This window comes from Azospirillum soli (assembly GCF_017876165.1).
GTDB lineage: Bacteria > Pseudomonadota > Alphaproteobacteria > Azospirillales > Azospirillaceae > Azospirillum > Azospirillum soli.
Window position 1 is genome coordinate 17735 of the sequence record NZ_JAGINQ010000023.1, and the last position, 13262, is coordinate 30996.

Here is a 13262-nt window from a genome sequence, read left to right on the forward strand (position 1 = left end):
CCTCGATTGTACGGCAATTTTGGACTGGCCCGCTTTTTGCCTAACGTAGTCACGAGGGAATTAGTCCCTCTCCGTCCGCACAAGGCGGATTGGATCGACATCCTCCAAAAGGAGTGACTACCATGGCTGTTGGCGACATCTCCCTCTCTGCGAGCATGCGCACGAACCTCCTGCAGCTGCAGGGCGTTCAGGACAAGATTGCGCAGAAGCAGAACGTCCTCGCGACCGGTAACAAGATCAACACCGCCCTCGACGGCCCGACCGCCTTCTTCGCGGCGAAGGGCCTGAACCAGCGCGCCGGCGACCTGACCGCGCTGAAGGACACGATGGGCCAGGCGATCACCACCATCAAGGCCGCCGACAAGGGGCTGACCTCGATCGACGCGATGATCGAGCAGGCCCGCGGTCTGACCACCGCCGCCTACGCGGCTCTCGGCAACGACGCCGGTTCGGTGGCCACCCGCAAGTCGCTGGCCTCGCAGTTCAACGCGCTGAAGGACCAGATCGACAAGCTCGCCGGCGACTCCAGCTACGGCGGCAAGAACCTGCTGGCCGGCAACGGCATGCGCATGGACTCCACCGCCGCCTCGCGCGCTGCGGTCAACAGCGTCGCCGGCCTCGAGAACGCCCGCGTGACCAACGTGGTGTCGGCCGACACCTACACGGTGCGCGTCAAGGGCGACGGCTCGATCGAGGGTGCGGCGGGCGACATCGCCAACGCCGAAATGGCGCACGGCCTGACCGGCATGAAGCTGTCGGGCACGATGTCCAGCACGCTGGGCTCCTTCTCCGACGTCCAGATCGAGGTGCGCGGCGCGGTCGGCCGCGAGCGTTCCTTCATCGTCTCGGACGGCAATGAGTCCCGCACGATCACCTACTTCGACAACACCCAGAAGATCGAAGCCAACACCACGACGGCGGCGACCTCCGGCGTGGCGCAGGTGACCAACGTCAACGTCAGCGGCACGATCGAAGCGGGCGACAGCTTCTCGATCACGGTGGAAGGCCAGACCTTCACCTACAAGGCGACCGCCGAAGACACGGCCATCGGCCAGAACGCCGCCGCGAACGTGGCGTCCAAGCTGCAGGCCTCGATCAGCGCCCAGATCGGCGGCACCGGTCGCCTGGCCGGCAAGGACGTGGCCTCGGTGTCGGTCGGCACCAGCGGCACGATCTCCCTGACGGGCGCGACGACCACGGGCGTGGCCCGCGAGATGACCGTCTCGGCCAGCGCCGAGAACGCGCTGACCAAGCGCATCTCCGAGAGCTTCGCGTCGGGCACGGTCGTGTCCTTCACGGTCGACCGCAAGCTTCTGGAGCAGGCGGCCAACGGCGGCAACGGCGTCTCGACCATCGAAAAGAAGGTCGACATCCAAATCTCCGCCACGAATCTGGCTGGCAACACCATCACCCGCGACGGCATGGCCAACCGTGGTGAGGGCAAGCTGTCGGGTGGCGAGCAGTCCTTCGCCTTCGACAGCGGCACGGTGCGCGTCGACGTCGACCAGAAGACCATCAAGGAAGCGGCTTCCGGCAACAAGGCGGCGAACCTGGTGACGGTGCAGGTGACCGACGCCAACACGGCGAACGACCTGACGGTTCAGCTGAACGAGCGCAACACCAACTCGATCACGGTGAAGGCTCAGAACCTGACCACCAGCGGCCAGGGCCTGCGTCTCGACTACGCTCAGAACAACTGGACCGACCGCGCCGACATCGACAACGCGGTCGCCGGCATCGACCACGCGAAGCAGACGCTGCGTTCGTCCTCGCAGACGCTGTCCACCAACCTGAACATCATCACGACCCGTGAGAACTTCACCAAGGAGTTCAGCGACGTGCTGCAGGAAGGTGCGAGCAAGCTGACGCTGGCCGACCAGAACGAGGAAGGTGCGAACCTGCTGATGCTGCAGACCCGGCAGCAGCTGGGCACCATCGCCCTCTCGCTGGCCAACCAGTCGCAGCAGTCCATCCTGCGCCTGTTCTAAGGCGGGAACTTCGGGTAGGATCACGCCCGGCGGGCGGCGGCGCAAGCCGCCGCCCGTTCCATTTGGTCCATGGTGCCGTTTTGGGGCTCGCCCTGTTCTGTCCCTCGCGCCGCCAGACGCCAGCCAGCAAGCACCGGGTCCGTTCTCATGCCTTTGAAGTTCGTTCTTCGCCCCAACGAGAAGGTCATCATCAACGGAGCCGTCATCGGCGCCGGTGACCGTCCCGGCTCGTTCTTCCTCTACAACACCGCCAATTTCCTGCGCGGGCGCGAGGTGTTGAAGGAAGAGCAGATCGATAGCATCGAGAAGAAGCTCTACTTCGTCATCCAGCTCATCTACATCTTTCCGGAAGACACGGTGCTGAACCTGCAGCGCTTCACCTCCATCCTGGAAGAAACGCGCGACGCACGCCCCGACTGCCGCAAGGATTTGGACGACATCGAACGTCTGGTTGAGGCGCGGAACTACTACCGTGCGCTGAAGCTGTGCCGGAAGCTGTTCAAGGGTGGCGCGGATTCCTCCGGTGAGGCTGCCGCCGATCCTTCATCCGATCCGGCGCCGTGACGCAGCCGCCGTCCGGGTGCGACGCCGACGCGATTCCATCGGTCGGCGATCTGCTCGACGCCGCCATCGATCATCACCGGGCAGGTCGGCTTGCCGAGGCGCAGGCGCTGTACGATCATATTCTCGCTTTGGCGCCCGCTCACGCCGATGTGCTCCACTTGTCAGGTCTTGCCGCTCATCAGGCGGGCCAGTCGGGTCGTGCGGTCGGGTGGATCAGCGCGGCGCTCGCCGTTCACCCGGCTTTCGCGGCGGCCTGCAACAGCCTTGGCAACGCGTTCGCCGCCCAAGGCCGGCTGGAGGAGGCGGTTGCCGCCTATCGGCGTGCCATCACGCTGCAGGACGGCGACGCCGAGGTGTTCGGCAATCTGGGCAAGGCCCTTGAGGGGGTCGGGCGCTACGGAGAAGCCGTCGCCGCCTACGACGACGCGTTGGCACGCGATCCGGGCCTCGCCGGTGTGCGTCATGATCTGGGGTGCATTTACCGTCGGGCGGGTCGCAACGACCTTGCGGCGGTCTGCTTCCACGAGGTTGTAAAGGCGGTGCCGAGCTATGCCCCGGCGTGGCGCAATCTGGCCCTGTCGCTGCGCGCGCTGCGCCATGCCGACGCCGAGCTTTGTCTGCGCCAGGCCTTGGCCAGCACGCCAGCTGACGCCGAACTGGCCATCGAACTGACGAACCTCCTGCATGAGCAGGGGCGCGCGGCCGAGGCGGAGGCGGTGCTCGAAGCGGCGGTGGCGGCCGACCCGTCGAGCGCGCTGTTGCAGTTCACCCTCGGCCGGGTCCTCCAAGCGCAGGGACGTTGGGCCGACGCCGTTTCCCGGTACCGCCTCTCGCTGGCCGCTGATCCGGGGCTGACCGCCGCGCGGAACAATATCGGCGTCGCCTTGCTCGACCTCGGGGTTTTCGACGCTGCCATCGTTGCGTTGCGCGGCGGCATCGCTGTGCAGCCGGACGACGCGGTGGCCTTCAGCAACCTGGGTACGGCCTATGATGGCTTGCGGCGGCTGGACGAGGCTGCGGTCAGCTATCGGCGGGCGCTTGCCCTGCAGCCCGATTACGGGAAAGCGCTCAACAATCTGGGGAACGTCCATAAGGCCTTGCGTCGGCTCGGCCCCGCAATCCGACTGTATCGCATGGCCATTGCCGCGCAGCCGGACTACTCCGATTCCTACACCAACCTGGGTGCGGGATTGCAGGAGGTGGATCGCGTGCCGGAGGCCGAGCGCGTGCACCGCCGAGCGGTCCTTCTGAACCCCGGCAGCGCCGTGGCCCGCACCTCCTGGGGGTTGGCACTCCAGGTCATCGGGCGGATGGGCGAAGCCGAGGCCGCCCACCGGGCCGCCTTGACGGCCGATGACCAGCACGCGGAGGCGAACGCCAATCTGGGCATGCTGTTCTGGCAGACCGGGCGGGCCGATTTGGCGGAAGCCCCGTTGCAGCGTGCCCTCGATCTCGATCCGACCCTGGCGGCGGCACACCTGAACCTTGGCCTTGTGCGTCTTGCCAAGGGCAAGCTCGCCGAAGGGTGGAAGTCCTACCAGTGGCGGTTCCGCGCCAAGGGCTATGAGAACCGCGCCATCGCCGCCCCCCTGTGGGAGGGCGAGGCGATGGCTGGTAAGCGCCTTCTTGTGTGGCGTGAGCAGGGGGTCGGCGACGAAATTTTCTTCGCCTCTTGCTTTCCGGACCTCGCGCGGCGGGTCGGTGGTCTGGTGATCGAGTGCGACCGGCGTTTCGTCTCCCTGTTCGCGCGCTCCTTTCCCAGCGCCACTGTGCGTGCGGAGAGCGTTGCGCCGGATGGCCGGGAAACCATCGTGCCGCTGGACTGCGACGCCCACATCCCGGCCGGGTCTCTGCCGCGCCTGCTGCGCGGGGCGGTGGCGGCCTTCGACGCGCCGGGTCCCTGGCTGGTGCCCGACCCGGCGCGGGTGGCGCTGTGGCGGGAGCGGGTGGCGGCGTTGGGGCCGGGGCTGACGGTCGGCATCGGCTGGCGCAGCCAGCTGATGACCATGGAGCGCCGGAGCGCTTACACGACCCTGGAGCAGTGGGGGCCGCTGTTCGCGGTGCCCGGCGTGGTGTTCGTGAACCTGCAATACGGCGACTGCGCGGCTGAGCTGGACGCTGCCGAGGCGCGCTTTGGCGTGCGCATCCACCGCTGGGCCGACCTGGACCTGAAGGACGACTTCGAGGCGGCGGCGGCGTTGACGGCCAACCTCGATCTGGTGATCACCCCGGCCATGTCGGCGGGCGAGCTGGCCGGGGCCTTGGGCGTGCCGGTGTGGCGCTTCGGCCATCGCGACTGGACCCAGCTGGGCAGCGGCGTGCGTCCCTGGTTCCCGTCCATGCGGCTGTTCCAGCCCCGGCCGGGCGAGACCTTCGACGACGTGCTGGCCCGCATGGCGCGAGCGCTCGATCAAGCGCGCGTGGTGGCTTCCCGGCCACCTCCACCGAAACCGCAATCCGTTGAACCTCTGGTCGCCGACGCTATCGCCCGCTATCGCGCCGGTGACCTGGACAAGGCCGCCCGGCTGTGCCACAGCGCGCTCGACAGGGTTTCGGACCATGCGGTCGCCCTGCATCTTTTGGGCGTGATGGCGTTGCGCCGGAACGACGCGCAGGAGGCCACCGGCTTCCTGGTCCGCGCGACCGCCAGCGAGCCGAGCAACGCCGCGGCCCATGCCGCGCTGTCCAACGCGTTGCAGGCGCTAGGCCGGTACGACGCCGCCGAGGCCGCGTTGCGCCACGCTGCCGCCGCGCAGCCCGATGCGGCGGAACATTGGGTCAACCGCACCGCTCTGCTGCGCGGCTTCGGCCGCGACCGGGAGGCGGAATCCTGCGTGCGCCGCGCGCTTCGCCTGCGTCCGGACCTCGGGCTGGCGCACACCCATCTGGGCAACCTGCTGGCCGGTCGTGGCGAGGCGGCGGGGGCGGCGCTCTGCCATCGCCGGGCATTGGTGCTGGCTGCGTCCGGCGTGGACGCCCTCATCAATCTGGGTTCGGCGTTCCAGGCGTCGGAGCGTTTCGTGGAGGCCGCGCGGGTTCTCCGCCGGGCCACCGTCCTCGATCCCGGCGCGGTTGCGGCTTGGACCAACCTGGGCAACGCCCTGGACAGCCTCGGGCGCCACGGGGAAGCCTACGCCTGCCACCGCATGGCCGTGGAGCGCGCTCCCGGCATGGCCGAGGCGCACGCCAATCTGGCCATGCACTGGAACCGCCAGGGACGCCGCGAGGAGGCAGCGGAGGCCTATCTGCAAGCCCTGCAGGCCGATCCGCAATTCGCGCAGGCCCACTACAACCTCGCGCTTCTCCTGCTGGAGAGCGGCATTCTGCGTCAGGGCTGGGCCGAGCATGAATGGCGCTTCGGCACGCCGCAGTTCCAGGGGCAGGAGCGTGCTCTGTCCGCCCGCGCATGGCGCGGCGAGAACATCGCGTCCTCCCGATTGCTCGTCTGGCGGGAACAGGGAGTCGGTGACGAGATCCTGTTCGCCTCCTGCTACCCGGACCTGCTTCAGCGCGCCGGGCATCTGGTCATCGAATGCGACCGGCGCCTCGTCACGCTGTTCGCACGCTCCTTCCCTGGGGCGACGGTCCGGTCCGAAACCGCCAACCCCCGCGACGCGGACGTCCACGTCGCGGCCGGAAGCTTGCCGCGCCTGCTGCGGTCGGATCTGAAGCGCTTCCCGGAACGCCCGTCCTGGCTGGTGCCCGATCCGGAGCGGGTGGCGGTGTGGCGCGAGCGCGTTGCGGCGCTGGGGCCGGGGCTGACGGTCGGCATCGGCTGGCGCAGCCAGCTGATGACCATGGAGCGCCGGAGCGCCTACACGACCCTGGAGCAGTGGGGGCCGCTGTTCGCGGTGCCCGGCGTGGTGTTCGTGAACCTGCAATACGGCGACTGCGCGGCCGAGCTGGACACTGCCGAGGCGCGCTTTGGCGTGCGCATCCACCGCTGGGCCGACCTGGACCTGAAGGACGACTTCGAGGCGGCGGCGGCGTTGACCGCCAACCTCGATCTGGTCATCACCCCGGCGATGTCGGCGGGCGAACTGGCCGGGGCCTTGGGCGTGCCGGTGTGGCGCTTGGGCCATCGCGACTGGACCCAGCTGGGCAGCGGCGTGCGCCCTTGGTTCCCGTCCATGCGGCTGTTCCAGCCCCGGACGGGCGAGACCTTCGACGACGTGCTGGCCCGCATGGCGGCGCTGTTGTCGAATGGGAGTGCCTCCACTCCCGAGGGCAAGCAGGAGCCCGCGCCGGTCGATCCCGACGCGCTGCTGGAAGCCGCCGCCGACCACCACCGCACGGGCCGTCTTGGCGAGGCGGCTCCGCTTTATGAGCAAGTCCTGGCCGTCCGGCCGGACGATCCGGTCGCCCTTCACTTGTCCGGGCTTCTCGCGCATCAGACCGGGGCTTCGGAGGCGGGCGCCGCACGGATCGCGCAAGCCATCGGCCATCTGCCGGGCTATGCCGCCGCGCAGACCAGCCTCGGCACCGTGCTTCTGTCGCTTGGGCGCCCGATCCCCGCGGCTGAGCGTTTTCGGCGGGCGTTGGCCCTGCAACCGTCGTCCGCCGCCGCGCTGACCAATCTCGGCAACGCGCTGGAAGCGTCTTACGATTTGCCGGCCGCCGCCGTCGCCCATCGTCGTGCCGCCGCCGCCGAACCCGCGCTGGCCGAAGCGCACGACAATTGGGGGGCCGTCCTCTCCCGGCTGGGCCACCCGGAGGCGGCGGAACTGCTGCACCGCCAAGCCCTGTCGCTGGCCCCGGCGCACCTGTCGGGATGGCTCAACCTCGGTATCGCGTTGCGGCGGAGCGGGCGCCTCGGGACGGCCTTGGCCGCGCTGCGGCGGGCGCTGGCCTTGGACCCGGCGCTGGCCGACGGGCTCGCCAACCTCGGCCGCCTGCTGCGTGAGATGGCGGACCCGGACGAGGCGGCGGTCTGGTGTGATCGTGCCCTTGCCGTGGAGCCGGGCCATCCGGCGGCATCCTTCAACAGAGGGCTTCTGCGGCTCGCCGTTGGCGATCTGGACCGGGGGTGGACCGGGTACGATAGCCGTTTCAGTGCCCGCGAGCTTGCCGGTGCCGCCCGCGTTCCCGGCGTCCCCGCCTGGGCCGGCGAGGACCTGTCCGGCCGCCGTCTGCTGGTTTGGCGGGAACAGGGGATCGGCGACGAGATCATGTTCGCCGACTGCCTGCCGCAGGTGATCGCGCGCGCCGCATCCGTCACGGTCGAATGCGACCGCCGCCTTGTCCCGCTGTTCGCGCGATCCTTTCCTGCGGCAATAGTGCGACCGTCGCCCACGGATCCGGAGGTGCCTTGCCCCGGCATCGACCTTCATGCGGCGATGGGCTCTCTGCCTCGCTGGCTGCGGCGGACGCTGGGTGAGTTTCCCGTGCGTTCCGCTTTTCTCGTTCCCGATCCCAAATTGGTGAGGTTCTGGCGCGACCGGTTGAACGCGCTGGAACCCGGTCTCAAAGTCGGGATCGCGTGGCGCAGCGGTCTGATGACGGCAGAGCGGCGGCGGGCCTACGCCGCGCTCGACCAGTGGGGACCGGTCTTCGGCGTGCCGGGGATCGCCTTCGTCAATCTTCAGTACGGCGACTGTGCCCAGGAGATCGAAGATGCCGAGGCGCGCTTCGGCGTGCCGATCCACGGCTGGCCCGATCTCGATTTAAAGGACGATCTGGAGGCCGTGGCGGCCCTGATATCGGGTCTCGACCTCGTCATCGTGCCGGCCAGTTCGGTGGGGGAACTGGCGGGGGCGCTCGGCGTGCCTGTCTGGCGGTTCGGGGGGCGAGGGGACTGGACCGCGCTCGGCACCGGGGTGCGTCCATGGTTTTCGAGCATGAGCCTGATCACAGCGCCTGATGGGGAAACGGCGTCCGGCGCCCTTCCCGTGATCGCCCGGCGCTTGAAACGCTTGGCGGCAGGCTGATCGAACAGCAAACTTTTAAAATAAAAAGCCAGAGGCAGCTTTTAAAACCACCCCTGGCTTCTCGTCGAATGGGAAGACTTTTATTGGGGGAGTTAATTCACCCTGCTGGTGGTCCTCGTCAAGCGATCAATCTCTTCCTTGAGATGTAGCTTTTCGAGCTTCATGCGCTTGACCGCGGTCTCGTCCGGCCAAGAGCGCTTTTCCTCGTCCATAATCATGCGGTCGAGGCGCATGTGCTTTTCTTGCAGGGAAGATAGACGAGCATCAGTGTGCATGGGCTGCTCTCCGTCTAATCAACCGGCTCATACCCGCTCTGGCTTTCGCCATGCCCGGCATGCCGGAAACCATAGTGTTCACCCATCCGTGCCGCCAAACAACCCTAAACTTTGGTCCTAGTACTCCAAAGAAGGATAATGCCGCCTCTAACGATTGGGATAGGGCGCGATGCGCCGTGCATGGCCGGTGGGGGATGATGAAGCGGTCATGTTCGTTCGGGCAGAAGGGCGTCGGCGCGCCTTTTTCCGCGCGCCGCCGCAGCTTCGTTGCCCGACATCGCGTCGGCTGCGACCAATCCGCGCAGACTTTCGTTATGCCCCGGCCGAAGGGTCAGGGCGTGCCGATACCAACGGCCTGCTCTCTCGATATCACCAAGGGCTAAAAGCAGCGCGCCGATCCGCACCGCCACCGGTCCGGATTCCGGATCGAGAGCGGCGGCGTGCATCAAGACGTCCACGGCGTCCTCCCGCCGTCCCGCCGCTTCCAGGGCCATCCCCTGCTGGTGCAGGCTGGGGGCGCCGCCGCCGCAGCGGGCCGCCCGCCCGAAGGCCGTTGCCGCCGCCCGCATGTCTCCCAGATCCCGCCGCGCATGGCCCAGCCCGTTGAGCGCGTCGGCGCGGCCGGGGCACAGCGCGGCCGCCGTGGCGAAGGCGCGGGCGGCCTCCGCCGGCCGACCCATGGCGCGCAGCAGCTTTGCCCGGTTGACGTGCGGTTCGACCGGCGTTCCATCGACGGCGATGGCCCGGCGCACCAGCCGCGCCCCCGCCTCCAGATCGCCAAGCTGGGCGAGCAGCAGGCCATGGCGGTGCAGCGCGTCCCGCGCGTCCGGCTGGACGGCGAGGGCGCGCCGGTACAGCGCCCCGGCCTCGTCGAACAGGCCGCCCTGGTGCCGTTCGAAGGCGTGGTCGAGAATTGCCGCCACCGTCGCCATGGGCCGCTACGCCACGGCGGTCATGCGGGCCAGCAGCCGGGCGGCGTGGCGCACCACGTCGGCCAGCGTCTCACCGGGGCGGGGTTGCAGCAGCCGTATGGACGGGTACCAGGGGCGCACGCCGCTGCCCAAATGGGTCCAGTCGTGGCCGCCGATGCGCCAGACCGGCACGCCCAGCGCCCCGGCCAGCTCGCCCACCGCCGTGGCCGGAGTAAGGACGAGATCGAGGCAGGACATCAGGGCGGCAACGCCCTCTAGGTCGTCCTTCAGGTCCAGATCGTCCCAGCGGTGCAGCCGCCGCCCGTCCGTTTCGATTCTCGCCAATTCGGCGGTGCAGTCGCCGTATTGCAGGTTCACGGTCTGCACGCCGGGAAGATCCAGAACCGGGATCCAGTCCTCGATGCGCGTGTAGGCGGACTCCCGCCGGGCGGTGACCACCTGGCTGCGCCAGCCGATGCCGACCTTCAGGCCGGAACCCAGGGCATCCACCCGCGCGCGCCACATGGTCACACGGTCCGGATCCGCGCGGAGGAAGGCCGGGCGCGCCGGGAAGCGGGTTAGCTCCCTGCGCCGCAGCGCCGGCAGCGACCCGGCGGGAATTTGCAGGTCGCAGTCCGGCGGATCGTTCAACTCCCGCCCCTTGGAATCGACGGTCTCCGCGCGCACGGTGGCCCAGGGGAAGGCACGGGCGAACAGCGGGACCAGCCGCCGGTCGCATTCCAGCACCACCGGCCCGCCGGCCTCCTTCAACTCGTCGAAGCAGGAGGCGAACAGGATCTCGTCGCCCAAGCCCTGTTCCGCCCACACCAGCAGCCGCCGCCCCTCCAGCGGCGTGCCAGACCAGACGGGCAGGGGGATGCGCCGCGCCCGCTGCAACTGCCTCGCGGAAAAACGGCGCTCGTACCCCGCCCAGCCGGCCGCCAGATCGCCGTCGGCCAGCGCCAGAAGGCCGAAATTCCAGGCCGCCAGTGCGAAGCCGGGATCGGCCCGCATGGCTCGTCGCACCTGCTTTCTGGACTCGGGAATCCGGTCCTCCAGCTTGGCGACGCTGGCGAGGTTGTTGAGCGTGTCCGCCGCCTCCGGGCGCAACGCCAGCGCCTTGCGGTAATGCGCGGCGGCCTCGGCGAACCGCCCCTCGACCTCGCAGGCGTGGCCGAGGTTGGTGTGGGCCGCCGGGTTGCCGGGGGCCAGCGTGACCGAGCGGTGGTGCCAGCGCCTGGCCGCCCGTGCGCCGTCGCGGTCGAGCGGGTTCGATCCGCAACTCAGCCCCAGATGGGTCAGCGCCTCCGGGAAGTCCGGCCGCAACGCCACCGCCCGGACGAAGCAATCCTTCGCCCCGTCCGGCCGGTCCAGCGCATCCAGCACCAGCCCCAGATGGTTCCAGGCGTTCGGGAACTCCGGATCCATGCGCAGCGCGGCAGTGATGTGGCGTTCCGCCTCCTCCGGCCGGCCGAGTTGATGGGTGGCAAGTCCCAGCAGGTGCAGCGCGTCGGCGTGGCGCGGGTCGCGATCCAGCACCTCCCGATAGCCGGCCATGGCCCCGTCCAGCCGGCCGAGGCGATGCAACTGCATGGCCTGCGCCAGCCGCGCCTCCACCCCCGCGCCCGGCGGTTCCGCCGCTGCCGGCGGAGATTGCAGAGACGCCAGTTCCCGCGCCATGCGGGCCAGCACGTCGTCGAAGGCTTCGCCCGGCCGGGGCTGGAACAGCCGCATGGTCGGGAACCAGGGACGCGCGTTGGCGCCCAGCTGGGTCCAGTCGCGATGGCCGAAGCGCCACACCGGCACGCCTAAGGCCCCCGCCAGTTCACCCGCCGACATGGCCGGCGTGATGACCAGATCGAGGTTGACGGTCAGCGCCGCCGCCGCCTCGAAATCGTCCTGCAGGTCCAGGTCGGCCCAGCGGTGGACGCGCACGCCGAAGCGCGCCTCCGCCGCCGCGATCTCGGCCGCGCAGTCGTCGTATTGCAGGTTCACGAACACCACGCCGGGCACCCGGAACAGCGGCCCCCACTGCTCCAGGGTCGTGTAGGCGCCCTTGCGCTCCTCCGTCATCAAGCGGCTGCGCCAGCCGATGCCGACCGTCAGCCCCGGCCCCAGCGCCGCCAGCCGCTCCCGCCACAGCGCCACCCGCGCCGGGTCGGGCACCAGCCAGGGCCCCGGCGCGTCGAAGGCCGCCACCGCCCCGCGCAGCAGGCGCGGCAGGGACCCGGCCGGGATGTGAACGTCGCAGTCCAGCGGCACGATGGTCTCGGTGGCGTTCCCTTCGCCGTCCAGGGTGCAGGACTGCGCCCGCACGGTGGCGCGGGGGAAGGAGCGGGCGAACAGGCTGGTCAGCCGGGGATCGGTCTCGATGGTCACCGGGCCGCCGCCCCAGGCGACGACGTCGCCGTAGCAGGAGGCGAACAGGAATTCGTCGCCCACGCCCTGCTCGCGCCAGATCAGCAGGCGGCGGCTGCGCAGCACCTCCCCCTGCCAGCGGGGGGCGTCGATGTTGCGGTCGGGAATGACCTCGCCCGCCGCGAAGCGTCCCTCGTAACCGGACCATCCACGGTCCAGCTGGCCGTGCGTCAGCGCCAGAAGCGACAGGTTGTAGGAGGCGGTGGCGAGGCCCGGCTTGCGCGCCAGCGCCTCCTCGAAGCAGATCTCGGCCTGCTTCAGCTTGCCCTGCGCCTGCAGCGCGTTGCCCAGGTTGTAGATGGCCTCCACGAAGTCCGGCCGCAGCTCCAGCACCTTGCGGAAGCACAGCTCCGCCTGGTCGAGGCGGCCCAGCTTCTTCAGCACGCCGCCCAGATTGTTCAGCGCGATGACGTGGTTCGGATCCCGCTTCAGCGCCGCGCGGTAGGCGATCTCCGCGCTTTCGTTGGCACCCTTGCGCTGGAACACGGCGCCCAGATTGTAGTGCGCGTTGGGGTCGTCGGGGCGCAGCTGGACCACCATGCGGTGCTGAACCAGGGCCTCGTCCAGCCTGCCGGCCGCCGTCAGCGCGTCGCCCAGGTTGTTGTGCGCCTCCACCATGCCCGGCGCCAGCGCCACCGCGTGCTGAAGCGCGTACACGGCGTCGGTCGTCCGATTCTGGGCGCGCAGTGCGTTGCCGAGGTTGTACCAGGCCTTGGCGTAGTCCGGCCGCAGCAGCACCGCCGAGGTGAAGGCAAGCGCCGCCAGCCCCGGCAGGTTCTGCGCCTGATAGGCGTTGCCCAGATTGTGCCGGGCCTGGGCCGATCCGGGGTTGAGTGCGATGGCGCGGGCGTGCGCCTCCGCCGCCTCCGCGTGCCGGCCCAGGGCGCCCAGCGCGCTGCCCAGATTGTCGTGATAGTCGGCGACCCCGCCCGCGCGCTTGATGGCGCGCCCGATCAGCTCCACCGCCGGTTCCGGCTGGCCGACCTGAAGCGCCAGCACGCCGAGCAGATGCAGCGCGTCGGCGTGATGCGGGTCGGCGCTCAGAACGGCGCGGTAGTCCTGCTCGGCCTCGGAGAAGCGGCCGGCCTGATGGTGCGCGACGGCGCGGCCGAGTTGCGCGGCGATGTTCTTGGCCGACTTCTTCATGTCCATCGCCTTCGTCAGCGTTTATCCCGGAAG

Annotated in this window: 6 protein-coding genes; 3 read left to right on the forward strand and 3 right to left on the reverse strand. The window is 69.4% G+C overall.

Translation table 11 applies throughout. The features are described from left to right. The first annotated feature begins 122 nt into the window (after nt 1-122). From J2852_RS25730 to J2852_RS25740, 3 genes are all read left to right on the forward strand, one after another. The gene (locus J2852_RS25730; RefSeq protein ID WP_209881205.1) at nt 123-1988 is read left to right on the forward strand and encodes a flagellin N-terminal helical domain-containing protein; all 1866 of its coding nucleotides are present in this window, start codon (nt 123-125) and stop codon (nt 1986-1988) included. Nucleotides 1989-2135: 147 nt separating this feature from the next. Further along, a complete protein-coding gene (locus J2852_RS25735; protein ID WP_209881207.1) occupies nt 2136-2552 on the forward strand; it encodes a flagellar biosynthesis repressor FlbT in 417 nt (138 codons plus the stop codon). Then, nucleotides 2549-8479 (forward strand): tetratricopeptide repeat protein, encoded by a 5931-nt coding sequence (locus tag J2852_RS25740; RefSeq protein ID WP_343206822.1) that lies wholly within the window; start codon nt 2549-2551, stop codon nt 8477-8479. The genes J2852_RS25735 and J2852_RS25740 overlap by 4 nt, the downstream gene beginning before the upstream one ends. A gap of 92 nt (nt 8480-8571) precedes the next feature. Here J2852_RS25740 and J2852_RS25745 read toward each other — a convergent pair whose 3' ends face one another. From J2852_RS25745 to J2852_RS25755, 3 genes are all read right to left on the reverse strand, one after another. Further along, on the reverse strand, nt 8572-8754 hold the full coding sequence (locus tag J2852_RS25745) for a YdcH family protein (protein WP_209881209.1): 183 nt from the start codon (nt 8752-8754) through the stop codon (nt 8572-8574). Between the two features lie 206 nt (nt 8755-8960). Continuing rightward, nucleotides 8961-9686: a tetratricopeptide repeat protein gene (locus tag J2852_RS25750; protein WP_209881211.1), complete on the reverse strand. Its 726-nt coding sequence runs from the start codon at nt 9684-9686 to the stop codon at nt 8961-8963. 6 nt (nt 9687-9692) lie between these two features. Then, a complete protein-coding gene (locus J2852_RS25755; RefSeq protein WP_209881213.1) occupies nt 9693-13229 on the reverse strand; it encodes a tetratricopeptide repeat protein in 3537 nt (1178 codons plus the stop codon). Nucleotides 13230-13262 lie beyond the last annotated feature (33 nt).

Coding starts and splice junctions, on each gene's coding strand:
- J2852_RS25730 (WP_209881205.1), top strand. CDS start 123: ATGGCTGTTGGCGACATCTCCCTCTCTGCGAGCATGCGCACGAACCTC.
- J2852_RS25735 (WP_209881207.1), top strand. CDS start 2,136: ATGCCTTTGAAGTTCGTTCTTCGCCCCAACGAGAAGGTCATCATCAAC.
- J2852_RS25745 (WP_209881209.1), bottom strand. CDS start 8,754: ATGCACACTGATGCTCGTCTATCTTCCCTGCAAGAAAAGCACATGCGC.
- J2852_RS25750 (WP_209881211.1), bottom strand. CDS start 9,686: ATGGCGACGGTGGCGGCAATTCTCGACCACGCCTTCGAACGGCACCAG.
- J2852_RS25755 (WP_209881213.1), bottom strand. CDS start 13,229: ATGAAGAAGTCGGCCAAGAACATCGCCGCGCAACTCGGCCGCGCCGTC.